Annotated in this window: 20 protein-coding genes; 15 read left to right on the top strand and 5 right to left on the bottom strand. The window is 59.2% G+C overall.

What is annotated here, in order from left to right; translation table 11 throughout:
• Window positions 1–5: 5 nt before the first annotated feature.
• The 10 genes from folM (at window position 6) to ACYZT3_RS05670 (ending at window position 7,902) form a co-directional block, all read left to right on the top strand.
• Complete coding sequence (gene folM / locus ACYZT3_RS05715) at window positions 6–716, top strand: dihydromonapterin reductase (protein WP_282375144.1); 711 nt, start codon at window positions 6–8, stop codon at window positions 714–716.
• 21 nt (window positions 717–737) lie between these two features.
• On the top strand, window positions 738–1,313 hold the full coding sequence (folE, locus tag ACYZT3_RS05710; RefSeq protein WP_282375142.1) for a GTP cyclohydrolase I FolE: 576 nt from the start codon (window positions 738–740) through the stop codon (window positions 1,311–1,313).
• A 2-nt stretch (window positions 1,314–1,315) separates the two neighbouring features.
• Window positions 1,316–1,687, top strand: a complete 372-nt coding sequence (gene folX / locus ACYZT3_RS05705; RefSeq protein WP_008026970.1) for a dihydroneopterin triphosphate 2'-epimerase — start codon at window positions 1,316–1,318, stop codon at window positions 1,685–1,687.
• A gap of 69 nt (window positions 1,688–1,756) precedes the next feature.
• Entirely contained in the window at window positions 1,757–2,053 is a 297-nt protein-coding gene (locus tag ACYZT3_RS05700) for a DUF1244 domain-containing protein (protein WP_282375140.1), read from the top strand.
• Window positions 2,046–2,384 (top strand): HopJ type III effector protein, encoded by a 339-nt coding sequence (locus ACYZT3_RS05695; RefSeq protein ID WP_282375139.1) that lies wholly within the window; start codon window positions 2,046–2,048, stop codon window positions 2,382–2,384. Before ACYZT3_RS05700 ends, ACYZT3_RS05695 begins: the two co-directional genes overlap by 8 nt.
• Window positions 2,385–2,507: 123 nt before the next feature.
• Complete coding sequence (locus tag ACYZT3_RS05690) at window positions 2,508–3,758, top strand: 2-aminoadipate transaminase (RefSeq protein ID WP_462031675.1); 1,251 nt, start codon at window positions 2,508–2,510, stop codon at window positions 3,756–3,758.
• Between the two features lie 131 nt (window positions 3,759–3,889).
• On the top strand, window positions 3,890–4,864 hold the full coding sequence (locus ACYZT3_RS05685; RefSeq protein ID WP_282375136.1) for an amino acid ABC transporter permease: 975 nt from the start codon (window positions 3,890–3,892) through the stop codon (window positions 4,862–4,864).
• Between the two features lie 69 nt (window positions 4,865–4,933).
• The gene (locus ACYZT3_RS05680; protein WP_462032339.1) at window positions 4,934–5,662 is read left to right on the top strand and encodes an amino acid ABC transporter ATP-binding protein; all 729 of its coding nucleotides are present in this window, start codon (window positions 4,934–4,936) and stop codon (window positions 5,660–5,662) included.
• Window positions 5,663–5,708: 46 nt separating this feature from the next.
• Window positions 5,709–6,536, top strand: a complete 828-nt coding sequence (locus tag ACYZT3_RS05675; RefSeq protein ID WP_462031674.1) for a transporter substrate-binding domain-containing protein — start codon at window positions 5,709–5,711, stop codon at window positions 6,534–6,536.
• A gap of 79 nt (window positions 6,537–6,615) precedes the next feature.
• Window positions 6,616–7,902, top strand: coding sequence for an NAD(P)/FAD-dependent oxidoreductase (locus ACYZT3_RS05670; protein ID WP_282375133.1), 1,287 nt, complete (start codon window positions 6,616–6,618; stop codon window positions 7,900–7,902).
• Window positions 7,903–8,093: 191 nt separating this feature from the next.
• Here the strand turns inward: ACYZT3_RS05670 and ACYZT3_RS05665 are convergent, their stop codons facing one another.
• Window positions 8,094–8,666 (bottom strand): hypothetical protein, encoded by a 573-nt coding sequence (locus ACYZT3_RS05665; RefSeq protein WP_282375328.1) that lies wholly within the window; start codon window positions 8,664–8,666, stop codon window positions 8,094–8,096.
• A gap of 561 nt (window positions 8,667–9,227) precedes the next feature.
• On the bottom strand, window positions 9,228–10,190 hold the full coding sequence (gene trxB, locus ACYZT3_RS05660; RefSeq protein ID WP_131061180.1) for a thioredoxin-disulfide reductase: 963 nt from the start codon (window positions 10,188–10,190) through the stop codon (window positions 9,228–9,230).
• A gap of 315 nt (window positions 10,191–10,505) precedes the next feature.
• Between trxB and cysZ the strand changes: the two genes are divergently transcribed.
• Together cysZ and ACYZT3_RS05650 are read left to right on the top strand one after the other, a co-directional pair.
• Window positions 10,506–11,258: a sulfate transporter CysZ gene (cysZ, locus tag ACYZT3_RS05655; protein ID WP_282375131.1), complete on the top strand. Its 753-nt coding sequence runs from the start codon at window positions 10,506–10,508 to the stop codon at window positions 11,256–11,258.
• A gap of 40 nt (window positions 11,259–11,298) precedes the next feature.
• Entirely contained in the window at window positions 11,299–12,522 is a 1,224-nt protein-coding gene (locus ACYZT3_RS05650; protein WP_462031673.1) for a glycosyltransferase family 4 protein, read from the top strand.
• Here the strand turns inward: ACYZT3_RS05650 and ACYZT3_RS05645 are convergent.
• From ACYZT3_RS05645 to ACYZT3_RS05635, 3 genes are all read right to left on the bottom strand, one after another.
• Window positions 12,491–13,594: an NADH:flavin oxidoreductase gene (locus ACYZT3_RS05645; RefSeq protein WP_462031672.1), complete on the bottom strand. Its 1,104-nt coding sequence runs from the start codon at window positions 13,592–13,594 to the stop codon at window positions 12,491–12,493. The genes ACYZT3_RS05650 and ACYZT3_RS05645 overlap by 32 nt on opposite strands.
• Window positions 13,595–13,750: 156 nt before the next feature.
• Window positions 13,751–14,233, bottom strand: coding sequence for a glutathione peroxidase (locus ACYZT3_RS05640; RefSeq protein WP_462031671.1), 483 nt, complete (start codon window positions 14,231–14,233; stop codon window positions 13,751–13,753).
• Window positions 14,234–14,355: 122 nt separating this feature from the next.
• Window positions 14,356–14,841: an FKBP-type peptidyl-prolyl cis-trans isomerase gene (locus ACYZT3_RS05635; protein ID WP_045061434.1), complete on the bottom strand. Its 486-nt coding sequence runs from the start codon at window positions 14,839–14,841 to the stop codon at window positions 14,356–14,358.
• Here ACYZT3_RS05635 and ACYZT3_RS05630 point away from each other — a divergent pair.
• From ACYZT3_RS05630 to ACYZT3_RS05620, 3 genes are read left to right on the top strand one after another with little or no spacing between them, the layout of a single operon-like run.
• Window positions 14,810–15,148 (top strand): DUF3565 domain-containing protein, encoded by a 339-nt coding sequence (locus tag ACYZT3_RS05630; RefSeq protein WP_462031670.1) that lies wholly within the window; start codon window positions 14,810–14,812, stop codon window positions 15,146–15,148. The genes ACYZT3_RS05635 and ACYZT3_RS05630 overlap by 32 nt on opposite strands.
• A gap of 60 nt (window positions 15,149–15,208) precedes the next feature.
• Window positions 15,209–17,308 (top strand): phosphate acetyltransferase, encoded by a 2,100-nt coding sequence (pta, locus tag ACYZT3_RS05625; RefSeq protein WP_282375127.1) that lies wholly within the window; start codon window positions 15,209–15,211, stop codon window positions 17,306–17,308.
• Window positions 17,309–18,214: an acyltransferase gene (locus ACYZT3_RS05620; RefSeq protein WP_462031669.1), complete on the top strand. Its 906-nt coding sequence runs from the start codon at window positions 17,309–17,311 to the stop codon at window positions 18,212–18,214. It begins immediately after the preceding gene.
• Window positions 18,215–18,231 lie beyond the last annotated feature (17 nt).

The raw sequence follows: 18,231 nt of genomic DNA, 5'->3' as shown, positions 1-18,231 counted from the left end.
CGTTCATGACCTCTTCCGCAGCCCCAATCCTTATCACCGGTGCCGGCCAACGTGTTGGCCTGCACTGCGCGCAGCGTTTGCTCGAGGATGGCCAGCCGGTGATCTTCAGCTACCGCAGTGAACGGCCCGGCGTGCAAACCCTGCGCGACTTGGGGGCGACCGCGGTGTTTGCAGACTTCTCCACTGAAGCCGGGATCTTCGCGTTCATCAGCGAACTGAAAAACCACACCGACAGCCTGCGGGCGATCGTCCATAACGCCTCCGAATGGCTGGCCGAAACCCCGGACTCCGACGCCGCGGCCTTCACTCGCATGTTCAGCGTGCACATGCTGGCGCCTTACCTGATCAACCTGCACTGTGCCGACTTGCTGCAACGCTCAAGCCCCGCCGACATCGTGCACATCGGCGACGACGTGACCCGCAAGGGCAGCAGCAAGCACATTGGCTACTGTGCCAGCAAAGCCGGGCTCGACAGCCTGACCCTGTCCTTCGCCGCGAAATATGCGCCAACGATCAAGGTCAACGGCATCGCGCCAGCCCTGCTACTGTTCAATCCTGACGACGATGCGGCGTACCGCGCCAAGGCACTGGCCAAGTCCGCGCTGGGTATCGAACCCGGCAGCGAAGTGATCTACCAGAGCTTGCGCTATTTGCTCGACAACCCTTATGTCACCGGCACGACCCTGACCGTCAACGGCGGGCGGCACATCAAATAAGCGGCCCCGCGAGGATGTTCCATGACGTTATCCCTGCCCCAGAACTCCCTGTCCCAGAGCTATCGCGAGATCCTCATCGGCCTCGGTGAAAACCCCGACCGCGAGGGCCTGCTCGACACCCCGGCTCGCGCGGCGAAAGCCATGCAGTACCTCTGCCATGGTTACGAGCAAAGCGTCGAAGAGATCGTCAACGGCGCGCTGTTCGCTTCCGACAACGATGAAATGATCATCGTCGACAACATCGAGCTGTACTCGCTCTGCGAACATCACATACTGCCCTTCATCGGCAAGGCGCATGTGGCTTATATTCCAACGGGCAAGGTGCTGGGCCTGTCGAAGATTGCGCGACTGGTGGACATGTTCGCCCGTCGCCTGCAGATCCAGGAAAACCTCACTCGGCAAATCGCCGACGCGGTGCAGCAAGTGACCGGCGCGGCGGGCGTCGCGGTGGTCATCGAAGCCAAGCACATGTGCATGATGATGCGCGGCGTCGAGAAACAGAATTCGACCATGAACACCTCGGTGATGCTCGGCGCCTTCCGCGAATCGAGCAACACCCGCCAGGAGTTCCTGCAATTGATTGGACGGAGCAAGTAGCAATGCCACAACTTCAACCAGGAATGGCGCGCATCCGGGTCAAGGACCTGTGCCTGCGCACCTTCATCGGCATCAACGAGGATGAAATCCTCAACAAGCAGGATGTGCTGATCAACCTGACCATCCTGTATGCCGCTCAGGAAGCGGTGCGTGACAACGACATCGATCACGCGCTGAATTACCGCACCATCACCAAGGCGATCATCGCCCACGTGGAAGGCAATCGGTTCGCTCTGCTTGAGCGCCTGACTCAGGAAATTCTCGATCTGGTCATGGCCAACGAATCGGTGCTGTACGCCGAGGTCGAAGTCGATAAGCCTCACGCCCTGCGTTTTGCCGAGTCGGTGTCGATTACCCTCGCGGCGAGCCGCTAAGCGCGTCTGGCGCATTGTTCGTCAGACTTTTATCATCCGCGCCACGATTTGAATGCACAGAGCCCCGCCATGAACGATCAACAACGCCTGGAACTCGAAGCCGCCGCCTTTCGCCGGTTGGTCGCCCACCTGGACAGCCGCAAGGATGTGCAGAACATCGACCTGATGAACCTCTCCGGTTTCTGCCGCAACTGCTTGTCCAAGTGGTACAAGGCCGCTGCCGACGAACGCCAGATCGAGGTCAGCCTCGATGACGCCCGCGAAGTGGTTTACGGCATGCCGTACGCCGAGTGGAAAGCCCACTACCAGCAAGAAGCCAACGCCGAACAACAGGCGGCGTTCGCCAAAGGAAAGCCCAATGAGTGATTTGAACACCCTGCGCACCGGACTCAAGAGCGGCGAACACGTTTTTGCCGACACCCTGGCGTTCATCGCCACTGGTTACGACTACCAGCCACAGGCCTTCAACAACGGCGGCGTGGAAAACGCTGCCGGGCAGAACGAAGGCTCGTGCAAGACCCTGGGTCTGGCGCTGCTGGAAGGCTTGAGCGATGAAGAAGCGCTGTTGGCGTTCGGCGAGCATTACCGCTCGGTGCTGGCCACGCCTGAAGGCAGCGACCACGGCAATATCCGCGCATTGATTGCTCATGGTTTGGCCGGAGTGAAGTTCACTCGGCAGCCGCTGACTCGCCGCTGATTCCACGCCCACCCAACACATCCCGACTTTTAAGATTGACCCGGCAACTTTATTTCGTTTGCCGGGCACCGCTGCTCACGGCTTAGATAAAAAGAAGCATCCCTTCTTCTGAGTCAGGTATCCATGAGCAGCGAAACCATCAGCCGGTCGATCAACATCGTTCATCCCGTCACGCTCAGCCACGGCAAAAATGCCGAGGTCTGGGACACCGATGGCAAACGCTACATCGACTTCGTCGGTGGTATCGGGGTGCTGAACCTCGGCCATTGCCATCCGCGCATCGTCGAGGCCATTCGCGAACAAGCGACTCGCCTGACCCACTACGCATTCAACGCCGCCCCGCATGCGCCCTACCTCGAGCTGATGGATCGTCTGATCGCGTTTATTCCGGTGGATTACCCGGTCAGCGGCATGCTCACCAACAGCGGTGCGGAAGCGGCGGAAAACGCCCTGAAAATCGTCCGTGGCGCGACCGGCCGCACAGCCGTCATCGCCTTCGACGGGGCCTTCCACGGCCGCACGCTCGCCACCCTCAACCTCAACGGTAAAGTCGCGCCTTACAAACAGAAAGTCGGTGTGCTGCCGGGGCCGGTGTTTCACCTGCCCTTCCCGAGCAACGACAACGACGTGACCTGCGCCGAGGCCCTGAAAGCCATGGACCGTCTATTCAGCGTCGAGATCGACGTCGACGACATCGCCTGTTTTATCGTCGAACCAGTGCAGGGTGAGGCCGGCTTCCTGGCGATGGACGTGGAGTTTGCTCAAGCGCTACGGCGGTTCTGTGATGAAAAAAACATTCTGCTGATTGCCGATGAAATCCAGTCCGGCTTTGGTCGCACCGGCCAGCGTTTTGCGTTCTCGCGACTGGGCATTGAGCCGGACCTGATCCTGCTGGGCAAAAGCATTGCCGGCGGCGTGCCGCTGGGTGCGGTTGTCGGGCGCAAGCCGCTGCTCGACACCTTGCCAAAGGGTGGGCTGGGCGGCACCTATTCAGGCAATCCCATCGCCTGCGCCGCGGCGCTGGCGACCCTGGACGAAATGACTGACGCGCACCTGCAAGCCTGGGGCGCACAACAGGAAGAAGCGATTGTCAGCCGCTACGAATCCTGGCGCACCAGCAAGCTGTCGCCATATCTGGGCCGCTTGACCGGCGTTGGCGCGATGCGTGGCATCGAGTTGATCAATGCCGACGGCACACCGGCATCGGCGCAGTTGACGCAGCTGCTGGCGTTGGCACGAGACGCCGGTTTGCTGCTGATGCCCAGCGGCAAATCACGGCACATCATTCGGCTTCTGGCACCGTTGACCACCGAGGCGGCAGTGCTGGAGGAAGGGTTGGATATCCTTGAGGCATGCCTGGCGAACCTTTCCTGAGAAGCAAACTACGATCAGGGACTGACATAGCGAATTATGTTCGCTTGTAGTCCCCGTTTTTGCGTCGCAATACTGGCCAGATACCCCCTTTGCCAAGCGAGATCACTACCACCTACAAGCCTGAGGCAGTCATGTATCACGACAATATAATTTATAAAAAAAAGTCCAATGATCCTCAATTCCTGCTTGGCGTAGCCGTCGTGCTGTTTCTCGGCTCCTACCTGATGAACCTGGGTAACAGCGCCCTCAGTCATTTCCTGCATCCGCTGTTGGGCAATACCTCGGACAGCCTGACCGCTCGTAATATCGCCATCGGCCTGGCCATTGCCGCACTGGGGACGCTGAACTTTCACGTCCTCGGACGCTTGAAATTCAAGGTGCAGACCACCGTGGTCTGGATCGAACTGCTGATTCTGTTCCTGGCGTTCTTCGACACCTTCGACCTCTCCTACAGTTTCATCCTCGACAAGATCGGCTTCCTGATCATCCAGGGCGCTGCAACCACGCTGTACATCTCCGCCGTGGCGATTGTGATTGCCTTCGTGCTGGCGTTGATCGGGGCAGTGGCCAAGCTGTCGAACAACGGCCTCGCCAATGCCATCGCCTCGTTCTACACCTCGTTCTTTCGCGGTGTTCCGCTGCTGATCCAGATCTACCTGATTTACCTGGGACTGCCGCAACTGGGTTATGTGGTGGACGCAGTGCCGGCCGGCATCCTCGCGTTGTCGCTGTGTTACGGCGCCTACATGACCGAGATTTTTCGCGCGGGCATCCAGAGCATTCCGGTGGGTCAGTGGGAAGCCTCGCGAGCCCTGGGCATTAGTCCGTTCAAGACCTTGAGCCGGGTGATCATGCCGCAAGCCTTGCGGGTGATCATCCCGCCCACCGGTAATCAGTTCATCGCCATGCTCAAAGACAGTTCGCTGGTGTCGGTGATCGGCGTCTGGGAACTGATGTACCTGGCCAAGACCCAGGGCCGCGCAGACTTCCGCCACCTGGAAATGCTAATCACCGCCGCGATGATTTACTGGGCCCTGTCGTTCATCCTCGAACGGGTGCAGGCGCGGATCGAAAAAAGGGTCAACCGATCCATTGCAAGGGGTTGATGCGTGATGACTCGAACCAATACCGCTGAACTCATTGACATGGCACCTGCTGCGCAGACCAGTCCCTCGATGATTTCCATTACTGGCCTGAACAAGTGGTACGGCAATTTTCACGCCTTGCGCGATGTCGACCTGAACGTCGCTACGGGCGAAATCCTGGTGGTGTGCGGGCCGTCAGGCTCGGGAAAATCGACGATGATTCGCTGCATCAATCACCTGGAAAACTTCCAGAAAGGCCACATCCAGGTCAACGGCATCACCCTCACCAGCGAGGCAGAAAGTGTCAGCGCCGTGCGCCGGGAAATCGGCATGGTGTTCCAGAGCTTCAACCTGTTCCCGCATTTGAGCGTGATGGACAACCTGACCCTGGCCCCGCAACTTGTGCAAGGCGTGTCGAGCGGCGAAGCGAAAAAGCGCGCTCAGGTCTACCTGGAGCGGGTGAGAATTGCCGAGCATGCGCACAAGTACCCGTCGCAACTGTCGGGTGGCCAGCAACAGCGCGTCGCGATTGCCCGGGCGCTGTGCATGAACCCCAAAGTGATGCTGTTCGATGAGCCGACCTCGGCGCTGGACCCGGAAATGGTCCACGAGGTGCTGGACGTGATGGGCGAGTTGGCCACCGACGGCATGACCATGATTTGCGTGACCCACGAGATGGGTTTTGCCAGCAAGGTCGCCGACCGCGTGCTGTTCATGGACCAAGGCCAGGTGATCGAACAAGCCACCCCGGCCGAGTTTTTCAACAACCCGCAAACCGAACGCGCACAGAAATTCCTGTCACAGATCATTGGTCACTGAGCACCGCTTTGCCCCTTCATAACAATAACGATAAGTGGAGATGGACATGGTCAGCAAAAAACACGTAATCGCAGCCGCAATGTCGCTGGTGTTCGTCGGCGCCGCCAACGCCGGTGCCGTTCTGGACAAAATCCAGAGCAGCAAAACAATGACCGTCGCCACGTCGGCGACCTGGCCACCCCAGGGGTTTATCAACGACAAGAATGAAATCGACGGGTTTGATATCGACGTTTCCAAGGAGATCGCCAAGCGTCTCGGCGTCGAGGTCAAGTTCATCACCCCCGATTGGGACGTGATTACCGCCGGCAAATGGAACGGGCGCTGGGACATGTCCGTGGGCTCGATGACCGCCACCAAAAGTCGCGCGCGAATTCTCGATTTCCCCGCGACCTATTACTACGTGCCCTACGTGTTTGCGGTACACAACAAATCCACGTTAACCGACCACAAAGCCCTTAATGACAAAACCATCGGGGTTGAAGGCGGCACCACGTCCGAAGACTACCTCAACCAGGCGCTGGCCATCGAATCCACCGATCTGCCACCCGTCACCTACGACGTACAGACCAAGAAGATGAAGACCTATGCCGGCTCCCTTGGACCGCTGGATGACCTGCGACTGGGTGATGGTGTCCGTCTGGACGCGATCTTGACTCAGCGCAGCACGCTGGAAGCGGCCATCAAGAAAAACTACCCGCTGCGTGCCGTCGACAACGGCGTGGTGTTCTACGAACCCCTGGCCATTGCCACCGACAAGGGGGACGCGGAGTTGAAGGCCAAGCTCGGTGAAATCATCGGCGCGATGCACAAGGATGGCACGCTGACCAAACTGTCGACCAAGTGGTACGGCGTGGACTATTCGACCGTCAAGTAAGCCAATCCCCCAGATCGCATGCCTGGCACGCGCACTTTGGCAGGCGCTGCTCGAGGCTGCGATCTTTTAAGGATTCACCATGCACAACATCCCCACCACCTGGTATTCCCAAACCTCGCTGCCCCGCGCAGCCAGGCCCGAACTGCACACCAACGAAACCTGCGACGCCTGCATCATCGGCGCCGGGATCGCCGGCCTTACCGCCGCCCTGGAACTGACCCGACGCGGCAAACGCGTGATCATCCTCGAAGCCCAGCACGTCGCCTGGGGCGCCTCCGGTCGAAATGGCGGCGTGGTCTCGCCGGGCTGGGCTGAAGGGTCGGGAGCGATACGCAAGAAACTTGGATTGGAACAGGCCAAGGCACTCTTTCAAATGTCGGTCGAGGGGGTGGAGATTGTCCGCCGCAACATCGCCGAACTGGCACTGACTGGCTGCGATCCATCCGCCGGTACGATTCAGGTCAAGCGCTACGACGACAGTGCTGGCGTGAAAAACCACATCGACACGATGCGCCGTGACTTCGGTTATGAACTCAACTACCTCGACACCCATCAGGTCCGTGAGCGGGCCCACACCCTGCGCTATTTCCAGGGCATCGAAGATCCGAACGCCCTGCACTTTCATCCACTGAATTATTGTCTGGGACTGGCCCTCGCCATCGAAGCAGCGGGAGGCCGAATTTTCGAACAATCAAAAATGCTGGCCTGGCGGCGCGACGGCGCCGACAACATTGTCCAGACGGCTCACGGCTCCGTACGCTGCCAGGACCTGGTGTTCTGCGCCGGCGGTTACGGAGGGCCAGAGCTGCAAAAACTCAGCCGCGCCTACCTGCCCATCGCCACCTATGTGGTGCTGACCGAACACTTGGGCGACTCGATCAAAAACGTCCTTGACTCGGACGCCGCGTTCTCCGACGACCGCCGCGCCTCGGACTACTACCGCGTGGTCGAAGGTGACCGCCTGCTCTGGGGCGGACGCATCACCACCCGCAACGAACAGAACGAGAAAGCCCTGGCGACGATGCTCAAGGCGGATATGGTCTCGGTCTATCCGCAACTGGCCCCGGTTAACATCGAACTCGCCTGGTCCGGCCTGATGGGTTACTCCACCAACAAGATGCCCAACCTGGGATTGCTGGAACCGGGCGTCTGGGCCTGCACCTCGTTTGGTGGACATGGTTTGAATACCGGCTCGATTGGCGGCCGGGTGATCGCTGAAGCGGTGTGTGGAGAAAGTGCACGGTATCAGTTGTTCAAATCGTACCTGCTGGACTGGAATGGTGGACCGTTCGGACGCGTTGCCGCCAATGCGATCTATCAATCGCTGAAGCTCATGGATTTTGTCCAGGAGAGATTGCGCGGCTGATCGCAATCGACTTCGGCGACGAAAAAACTTGTGGGAGCGAGCTTGCTCGCTTGTATGTTTAGACTTGAAGGGCGGTTCGAGTGGCAGCGGCGCCGGGACAGGTGCAGGTTCAAGCGCTGGCGGTGGCCGCAGCGGACAATGACCACCATGGCTCGACAAACTCCAGGCTACCGGCTGCACGTTATTGATAGCTACCCCGGTACCGAGGATTTTTGCGCACCGACACTGCCCGCCCTACCGGCGACTGCAAGTGCCACGCAACAAGCCAGTAACGAGAATGCGGCGAATGCGCCCATCACATGTAGATAAGGCAACACGTGATTCCAGGCTCGAGCCACCCCCAGGAAAGCGGCGAACAGCCAACCGCTCATGGAAAGCGCACCCAACAAGGCGAGCCGCGTGCGGCCTGCACTGCGCAGTGCGACGAATGGAGCCTTTTGCAGCAACGGGAAGCCGACTCGATGCAATAATGCACCGTTGAGGCTAAGCAGCGCGACGACAGTTACCTTGGCCCAGAGTTTCTGATTGAGCAGATACGCGTCGCCTTCATTGAGATAACCCTGAAGCACCAGCAACAGTCCGCTTGCCCAAAGAGCCAGTAGTGCGAGGGTGACGATCCTCTGAGTTTCATCAAGGTACTCAAGCCTCGCCTGGTCCAGTATTTCCTTGCGCCAACTCCACAGCTTGTGATCCGCCTGCAACACCCTCCCCAGGGCAATACACGTAGCGAGCAGATGACCGTATACGAGAAGCATTTTGAGCATTGCCTTGACCTTATTATTGTTTTGGCGCTGCATTCCCTGCTTCGCTGAATTGAAAGCGAATGATACAAATTTGCAATTGCATTTTCAAGATGATCCTTCATTCATAGGTGCTGGCACCAACCGCGATACAACTGTCGTCACACATAGAGGCGGTCATTCCTTGGCGGATGAATGTAGCCGGTCGGCAACCACCACAACACCGTTGTTCGAATGCAGGTCTATGCCACAAAATTTCATCACGGCCTCCTCACAGTAAAAGACTAAGTTCGCACTTTGAATTTTGCGCCACCTCGTGAGGTGGGAAGGCCGGCCAGATGATTCTCAGAGTTGTTTTCGATTGCCTGATCGAGCGCAAATGAATGGCCAAGTACGATGCGATTTCGCACATGGGACTCAATTCACCTACATACCCTGCTAAATCACGGTATGGCTTTCAGATTAGCGATGTCAAAAAAATACCCCTCATAGAGGGGTATTTGTGTAGTTACAGTCTAGAAAGACCCTAACTATGTATTCCTAGGTGGGGGAATAACCGAGGCCTGTTTTTTCATTACAACGCAATCAGAACGAAGCGTTCTGCAGGTCGTCAAGGTAACGCTCGGCGTCCAGTGCGGCCATGCAGCCGGCGCCGGCCGAGGTGATGGCCTGACGGTAAACGTGGTCAGCCACGTCACCGGCAGCAAAGATGCCTTCGAGACTGGTGGCAGTGGCGTTGCCGTCACGGCCGCCCTGCACCACCAGGTAACCGTCTTTCAAGGTCAACTGACCCTCGAACAACGACGTGTTCGGGGTGTGGCCGATGGCGATGAACACGCCGTCGACTGTCAGCTCGTCGAAGCTGCCGTCGTTGTTCTTCAGGCGGGCACCGGTTACGCCCATGTTGTCGCCCAGGACTTCGTCCAGAGTCGAGTTCAGCTTCAAGACGATCTTGCCTTCGGCAACCCGGGCATTCAGCTTGTCGATCAGGATCTTCTCGGCGCGGAAGGTTTCGCGACGGTGGATCAGGGTCACGGTGCTGGCGATGTTGGCCAGGTACAGCGCTTCTTCAACAGCGGTGTTACCGCCACCGACCACAGCCACTGGCTTGTTGCGATAGAAGAAACCGTCGCAGGTTGCGCAGGCCGAAACGCCTTTGCCCATGAACGCTTCTTCCGACGGCAGGCCCAGGTAACGAGCGCTGGCGCCGGTGGCGATGATCAGGGCGTCGCAGGTGTAGGTCGCGCTGTCGCCGGTCAGGGTGTATGGCTTGGCAGCGAAGTCGACCGCATTGATGTGATCGAAGACGATTTCGGTTTCAAAACGCTCGGCGTGCTCTTTCATGCGCTCCATCAGCGCCGGGCCGGTCAGGCCGTGGACGTCGCCCGGCCAGTTGTCGACTTCGGTGGTGGTGGTCAGTTGACCACCGGCCTGCATGCCGGTGATCAGCAGTGGCTTGAGGTTGGCACGGGCGGCATACACCGCAGCACTGTAACCGGCAGGGCCGGAACCGAGAATAATCACTCGCGAATGACGGACTTCAGACATGACCTGCTCCTGTTGACCGGCCCGAAACTTCTGGCCCGGAACGCCGGGTTGCCGGCGGGAATAAAAAAGGACCGTTGAAAGCACTTGGGGAAGGCTTGAGCTCGACAGTCCTGTAAAAAGATTGGGTGCAGCGTATCGAGGGGGCGAAGATTAAGGAAATACGGTTTAACAATCCAGCTCATAGGCGGTCTCTATCCCATCACGAGGGAGAGATAGGCGCCTTTGTTACAGTTAATGTCGATGCTGCTACCGCGCTTTCGCCCGTCAGACAAAGCCGGTAAGGTCGGCGCGTTTCCCCTTTGCTCGGAGCACGTTATGCCCGCCCCCGTTCTGTCCGGCCCGCAATACCTGCGCGAAGGCCTCAAGCTGGTCCTGAGCCCAAGCCTGCGCTTGTTCGTATTGTTGCCCCTGGTGATCAACCTGGTGCTGTTCGTCGGATTGATCTACCTGGCCAGCCATCAATTCAGCCTGTGGGTCGATACATTGATGCCGTCCCTGCCCGATTGGTTGAGTTTTCTCAATTATGTCCTCTGGCCGTTGTTCGTGGTGCTGGTGGTGTTGATGGTGTTCTTTACCTTCACCATGCTGGCCAACGTCATCGCCGCGCCATTCAACGGTTTCCTGGCGGAGAAAGTCGAAGTGGTGGTGCGCGGCACCGACGACTTCCCGGCCTTCAGCTGGGGCGAACTGATCGCCATGATCCCTCGCACCCTGGCCCGGGAAATGCGCAAACTCGGCTACTTCCTGCCGCGCGCCATCGGGTTGTTCATCCTTTCGTTCATTCCGGTGGTGAACATCATCGCTGCGCCACTGTGGTTGCTGTTCGGGGTGTGGATGATGGCGATCCAATACATCGACTACCCGGCGGACAACCACAAACTGGGCTGGAACGAGATGCTTGCCTGGTTGCGCGAGAAGCGCTGGCAGAGCATGAGTTTCGGCGGGAGTGTTTATCTGGTGCTGCTGATTCCGGTGGTCAACATCCTGATGATGCCGGCGGCGGTGGCGGGTGCGACCTTGTTCTGGGTGCGCGAGCGCGGGGCTGAAAACCTGGTGACCCAACGCTGAGCCCGTCACAAATCCATCATCCCACCGTCACACTGACGACATGGCCTCAGCCGACACTGAGGTCATGACGACAGCTCTGCATATCACCCTGATCACCGAAACCTTCCCACCGGAAATCAACGGCGTAGCCAATACCCTTGGCCGCTTGTGCGACGGCTTGCGCGCGCGCGGGCATCAGGTGGAATTGGTGCGACCTCGTCAGGTTTGCGACCAGCAACTGGGCAGCGACGATGCGCTGTTGCTGTGTCGGGGCTGGCCGCTGCCGGGCTATCCCGGCTTGCAATGGGGCCAGTCGTCGATGCACAAATTGCTGCGGCGCTGGAAGCGTCATCGGCCGGACGTGCTGTACATCGCCACGGAAGGACCGCTGGGATTGTCGGCCTTGCGCGCGGCACGGCGCTTGGGGATTTCGGTCGTCAGTGGCTTCCACACCAATTTCCAGCAGTACTCCAGCCAATATGGGCTCGGATTGCTGACACGTTTACTGACTCACTATCTGCGCTGGTTTCACAATCGCTCGACCCTGACCCTGGTGCCCAGCGTGAGCCAGCGGTTGGAACTGGAGCGCCGGCATTTCGAGCGCCTGGCGTTGCTGTCCCGAGGGGTCGACAGCCAGTTGTTTCACCCGACCAAACGGATTAATGCCCTGCGTGATAGTTGGGGGCTGGGTAACGACGACATTGCTGTCATCCACGTAGGACGCCTGGCACCGGAGAAAAATCTGGGCCTGCTCAAGCACAGTTTCGACGCGCTGAAAGCGACTTATCCACAGCAAACGATAAAGTTGATCGTAGTCGGCGATGGTCCGCAACGAGCGGCACTTGAGAAGGAACTGCCCGAGGCGATTTTTTGTGGCTCACAACGCGGCGAAGCCCTGGCCAGTCACTACGCGTCGGGGGATGTGTTTCTGTTTCCGAGCCTGACCGAGACTTTTGGCAACGTGGTACTTGAGGCACTGGCTTCGGGTTTGGGTGTGGTGGCTTACGATCAAGCGGCGGCGGCTCAGCACATCCGCCATGGCTACAACGGTGTACTGGCGATGCCGGGGGACGAAGAGGCGTTCTGCGATGCAGCGTGTTGGCTGCTGGAGAAGCGCGAAACCTTACGCTGCGTGCGGCTTAATGCGCGTCAGCATGCGAGTCGGCAGGGTTGGCCGGCGATTATCGAGCAGTTTGAGGGGCAATTGCGCGGGGCTTGTCAGACCCCGCTTGCCTCAAGCCTTGAGCCTCGGCTTAAACCAGGGTCATCAACGCCTCACGGCTGAACGGCAGGATGTCTTCTTCACGGCCATCACGCACTTTCTGCGCCCAGTCCGGGTCCACCAGCAGCGCACGACCTACCGCCACCAGGTCGAATTCATCATTGTTCAAACGCTCCAGCAGTTTTTCCAGACTGGCCGGCTGCGCGATCTTGTCGGTGTTGACCATGAACTGCAGGAACTCGCCGTCCAGGCCGACACTCCCCACCGTGATGGTCGGCTTGCCAGTGAGCTTGCGGGTCCAGCCTGCCAGGTTCAGCTCGGAACCGTCGAATTCCGGTTCCCAGAAACGGCGTGTCGAGCAGTGGAAAATATCCACGCCGGCATCGGACAACGGTTTGAGAAATTCGCCCAACGCTTCGGGTGTTTGCACCAGACGCGCGGTGTAATCCTGCTGCTTCCATTGGGAGAAACGGAAAATAATCGGAAAGCCTTCACCGACCGCCGCACGCACCGCCTGAATCAGTTCAATGGCGAAGCGCGAACGGTTGGCCAGGCTGCCGCCGTATTCGTCGGTGCGCTGGTTGCTGCCTTCCCAGAAGAACTGGTCCACGAGGTAACCGTGGGCACCGTGAATTTCCACGCCGTCCATGCCAATGCTCTGGGCATCTTTGGCGGCCTGGGCGAACGCGGCGATCACGTCCTGGATATCTTGCTGGGTCATACCGTGAACCACGACCTGACCGTCCTTCAATTTCTCCGACGGACCGTAACCCGGCACGCTGGCATCCGGCTCGGTGCCGATGCGGCGCACGCTGCCGACATGCCACAGCTGCGGAACGATCTTGCCGCCTTCAGCATGAACCGCGTCGACCACGTTCTTCCAGCCGGCCAGCGCTGCGTCACCGTAAAAATGCGGCACGTTCGGGTAGCCGTTGGAAGCCTTGTGGGCGACGGTGGTGCCTTCGGTGATGATCAGGCCGACACCTGCGGCGGCGCGACGACGGTAGTACTCGATCACTTTGGAATTGGGAACGCCACCCGGCGAAAACGAGCGGGTCATCGGCGCCATGACGACGCGAGTCGGCAGTTCGAGGGTGCCGAGGTGGAACGGTTTGAACAGGGCTTTGACTGGCATGGGGCACTCCACGAAAACGATATCGACGGGATGGAAATTTTATGACGGCGATAATATGCGGAGCAACAAGCGCTGCACAGCACTATTGATTGCGGTGATTAAGGTTCAAAAGGCAGGCATAAAAAATCGCAGCTCGGTGGCTGCGATTTTTTGGGTTCAGCTCAGCGCTCTTTCAATCGCATGAACGATCGTCGGATCATCCGGCGGCGTGCGTGGCGAGAACCGCGCCAGCACGCGACCATCCTTGCCCAGCAGGAATTTCTCGAAGTTCCAGGTAATGTCCCCCGGGAACTCCGCACCCTCGCCTGCCAGCAGGCGGTACAACTGATGACGTTCGTGACCGTTGACTTCCAGCTTGCTGGACAACGGAAAGGTCACGCCATAGTTAAGGCTGCAAAACCCCTGGATCTCTTGCTCGGTGCCCGGTTCCTGCCCGGCAAACTGGTTGCACGGCAAGCCCAGCACGCTGAAACCCTTGGCTTTGTATTGCTGGTAGAGGTTTTCCAGCGCCGCATATTGTGGGGTCAAGCCACATTTGGAGGCGACGTTGACCACCAGCACGACGTGCCCCTTGAAGGGCGCCAGAGGTAGCTCCTGACCATCCAGGCCTGTCAATTTAAGGTCGTGAAAAGCACTCATGACGAACTCCAAATTCCCGTGTTCTTCTCGAAACAGCCACTTGGCGGTGTCACCAGGGACAGCCGCGGACTAAAAAGGCGCCCTCAGGCGCCTCTCCAGTTCTCTGAGCTTAGCGCAGAAAATCAGTGGTGATGGCCACCTTCGCCATGGACGTGACCATGAGCGACTTCTTCCTGGCTGGCATCACGGATGTCGATGATCTTGACCTGGAAATTCAGGCGCTGGCCGGCCAATGGGTGGTTGCCGTCGACGGTGACATCGTCGCCGTCCAGGTCGCGGATGGTGACAATTTGCATCTGGCCGTCCGGAGCGGAAGCGTGGAACTGCATGCCCACTTCCAGTTCGTCGACGCCTTCGAACATGCTGCGGCTCAAGGTGCTGACCAGTTCGGCAGCGTATTCGCCGTAGGCATCTTCAGGCTCTACGGCAACCGTCAGTTCGTCACCGACTGCTTTGCCTTCCAGAGCCTTTTCCAGGCCCGGAATGATGTTACCTGCGCCTTGCAGGTAGACCAGCGGCGCGCCGCCGGCGGAGCTGTCGATGACCTCACCGGCGTCGTTGGTCAGGGTATAGTCGATGGAGACAGCCTTATTGGCGGCGATCAGCATGGGGCGAGACCTTTTGCATAAGAATGAAGAATGGCCAAGTTTAGCGAAGCAGTCGCCCGAAAGCGAACACAACCCGGACAGACGGGCCGCGGCGCAAGACTCGACGGTCACAGGTTTCCATCAGGATGAGGACGGGCACTGGGTGGCCGAGCTTTCCTGCGGTCACACCCAGCACCTGCGCCACCAGCCGCCCTGGCAATCGCGCGCCTGGGTGTTGGACCCCGCGCAACGTATTGAAAAAATAGGCCAGCCCTTTGATTGCGGTTGGTGCGCACAAGGCTCGGTTAGCGATAACCTTGGCGACTGAATTTCGGTAGACGGCCAGTCATAGGTTGTCACCATTGCCATGCACCTCCAGAGAATCCGCATGCAAACTTTTTTTATCGCGCCCACCGATTTTGGTGTGGGTCTGACCTCCATCAGCCTTGGGCTGGTACGTACCCTTGAGCGGGCCGGCCTCAAAGTCGGTTTTTTCAAACCAATTGCCCAGCCCCATCCGGGTGACACCGGGCCTGAACGGTCGACCGAACTGGTGGCCCGCACCCACGGTTTGAAACCGCCTCAGCCGCTCGGTCTGGCACACGTCGAGCGCATGCTCGGAGACGGCCAGCTGGACGAGCTGCTCGAAGAAATCATCACCCTCTATCAGCAGGCGGCCGTCGGCAAAGATGTGCTGATCGTCGAAGGCATGGTCCCGACCCGCAGCGCCAGTTATGCCGCGCGGGTCAATCTGCATTTGGCCAAGAGCCTCGACGCCGAAGTGATCCTGGTCTCGGCGCCGGAAAACGAAGTGCTGACCGAACTGTCTGGCCGCGTGGAATTGCAGGCGCAATTGTTCGGCGGCCCGAAAGACCCGAAAGTCCTCGGAGTAATTCTCAACAAAGTCAAAACCGACGAGAGCATGGAGGCCTTCGCTTCGCGCTTGAAAGAGCATTCGCCGTTGCTGCGCAGCGGCGACTTCCGCCTGCTCGGCTGCATCCCGTTCCAGCCGGAATTAAACGCCCCGCGCACCCGTGACGTCGCCGATCTGATGGGCGCGCAGATTCTCAATGCCGGCGATTACGAAACCCGGCGCATGACCAAAATCATCATTTGCGCCCGCACCATGCGCAACACCGTGGAGCTGCTCAAGCCCGGCGTGCTGGTGGTGACGCCCGGCGATCGCGACGACATCATCCTCGCCGTCAGCCTCGCCGCCATGAACGGCGTGCCCCTGGCCGGCCTGTTGCTGACCAGCGACACCCTGCCCGACCCGCGCATCATGGACCTGTGCCGTGGCGCCTTGCAGGCTGGCCTGCCGGTGTTGTCGGTGAGCACTGGCTCCTATGACACCGCCAACCAGTTGAACGGTTTGAACAAGGAAATCCCGATCGACGACCGCGAGCGTGCAGAGATCATCACCGACTTCGTCGCCAGCCACCTCGATGCCAACTGGCTGCACCAGCGTTGCGGCACACCACGGGAAATGCGTCTGTCGCCAGCGGTGTTCCGCTATCAATTGATTCAGCGTGCCCAGGCCGCCAACAAGCGCATCGTTCTGCCCGAAGGCAGCGAGCCGCTGACGGTGCAAGCCGCAGCGATCTGTCAGGCACGCGGTATCGCCCGCTGCGTGTTGCTGGCGAAACCTGCGGACGTCGAAGCCGTCGCCCGTGCCCAAGGCATCGAGTTGCCGCCGGGGCTGGAAATTCTCGACCCGGACCTGATCCGCGAGCGCTACGTCGAGCCAATGGTCGCCCTGCGCAAAAGCAAAAGCCTCAACGCGCCGATGGCCGAGCAGCAACTGGAAGACACCGTGGTGATCGGCACCATGATGCTGGCGCTGGATGAAGTCGACGGCCTCGTGTCCGGGGTCATTCACTCCACCGCCAACACCATCCGCCCAGCCCTGCAGCTTATTAAAACGGCGCCGGGCTGCACGTTGGTGTCGTCGGTGTTCTTCATGCTCTTCCCCGAGGAAGTGCTGGTCTACGGCGACTGCGTGATGAACCCGCACCCGAGCGCCAGCGAACTGGCGGAGATCGCGCTGCAAAGCGCCGACTCGGCCGCCGCATTCGGCATCACCCCACGCGTGGCGATGATCAGCTACTCCAGCGGTGAATCGGCCAGCGGCGAAGAAGTCGAGAAGGTTCGCGAAGCGACATTGCTCGCCCACGAACAACAGAACTCGCTGTTGATCGACGGCCCATTGCAATACGACGCCGCCGCCAACGAAACCGTCGCCCGGCAACTGGCGCCGAACAGCCAGGTCGCCGGTCGCGCCACAGTGTTCGTATTCCCCGACCTGAACACCGGCAACACCACCCACAAAGCCGTGCAGCGCAGCGCCGATTGCGTCAGCCTCGGCCCAATGCTGCAAGGCCTGCGCAAACCGGTGAACGACCTGCCGCGCGGCGCGCAAGTCGACGACATCGTCTACACCATCGCGTTGACCGCGATTCAAGCTGCCAACCGACCTTTGGATCTTTAAATGCTGGATTCCCTACCTGCACCGCTGCGAGGCGTCATTGCCTCGATGTTGTTGGCTCTGAACACGATTGCCTGTTGCACCCCGCTGTTCATCGTGGCGATCTTTAAATTGCTGCTGCCCTTCCCCGCCGCCCAGCGCTTTACCGATTGGCTAATGGGCCACATCCATGAAGCCTGGATCAGCAACAACAAAGCGTGGATGGACTTGCTCGGGCACACGCGCTGGAAGCTCAGCGGCCTCGAAAGCCTGGACTATCAGCACTCATATTTGATCACCAGCAACCACCAGAGCTGGGTCGACATCATGGTGCTGCAGTACGTGCTCAACCGCCGCATCCGCCCGCTGAAGTTCTTCCTCAAACAGGAACTGATCTGGGTGCCGGTGATTGGCCTGGCGTGGTGGGCGCTTGGCTTTCCGTTCATGAAACGCTACTCAAAGGCCTATCTGGAGAAGCACCCGGAGAAGAAAGGCAAAGACCTGGAAACCACCCGCAAGACGTGCGACAAGTTCCGCAATAACCCGGTGGGAATTTTTAACTTCGTCGAAGGCACACGCTTCGCCGAAGGCAAGCATGCGCAACAGAAATCACCGTTCAAGTATCTGCTTAAGCCCAAGGCCGGCGGCATTGCGTTTGTGCTGGATGCCATGGGTGAGCAGCTGGAAGCCATCGTCAACGTGACCATTCACTATCCGGCCGGACGTCCCGGTTACTGGGATCTGCTCTGTGGGAATGTGAAGGATGTGGTGGTGCACTTTCAGGAACTGAAGATTCCGCCGCAGTTCATTGGCAAGAACTACGACCAGGATGGGGAATATCGACTGCAGTTTCAGGGGTGGATCAATCAGTTGTGGGAAGACAAGGATGCGCTGTTGGAGCAGATGCATCGTGAGTATCCAGCCAAGTAACAAGGCGCCTGTACCGG

The organism is Pseudomonas sp. MDT1-16 (assembly GCF_054898115.1).
The sequence above is the reverse complement of the archived record's forward strand: the minus strand, read 5'-3'. Positions and strand labels throughout refer to the sequence as shown.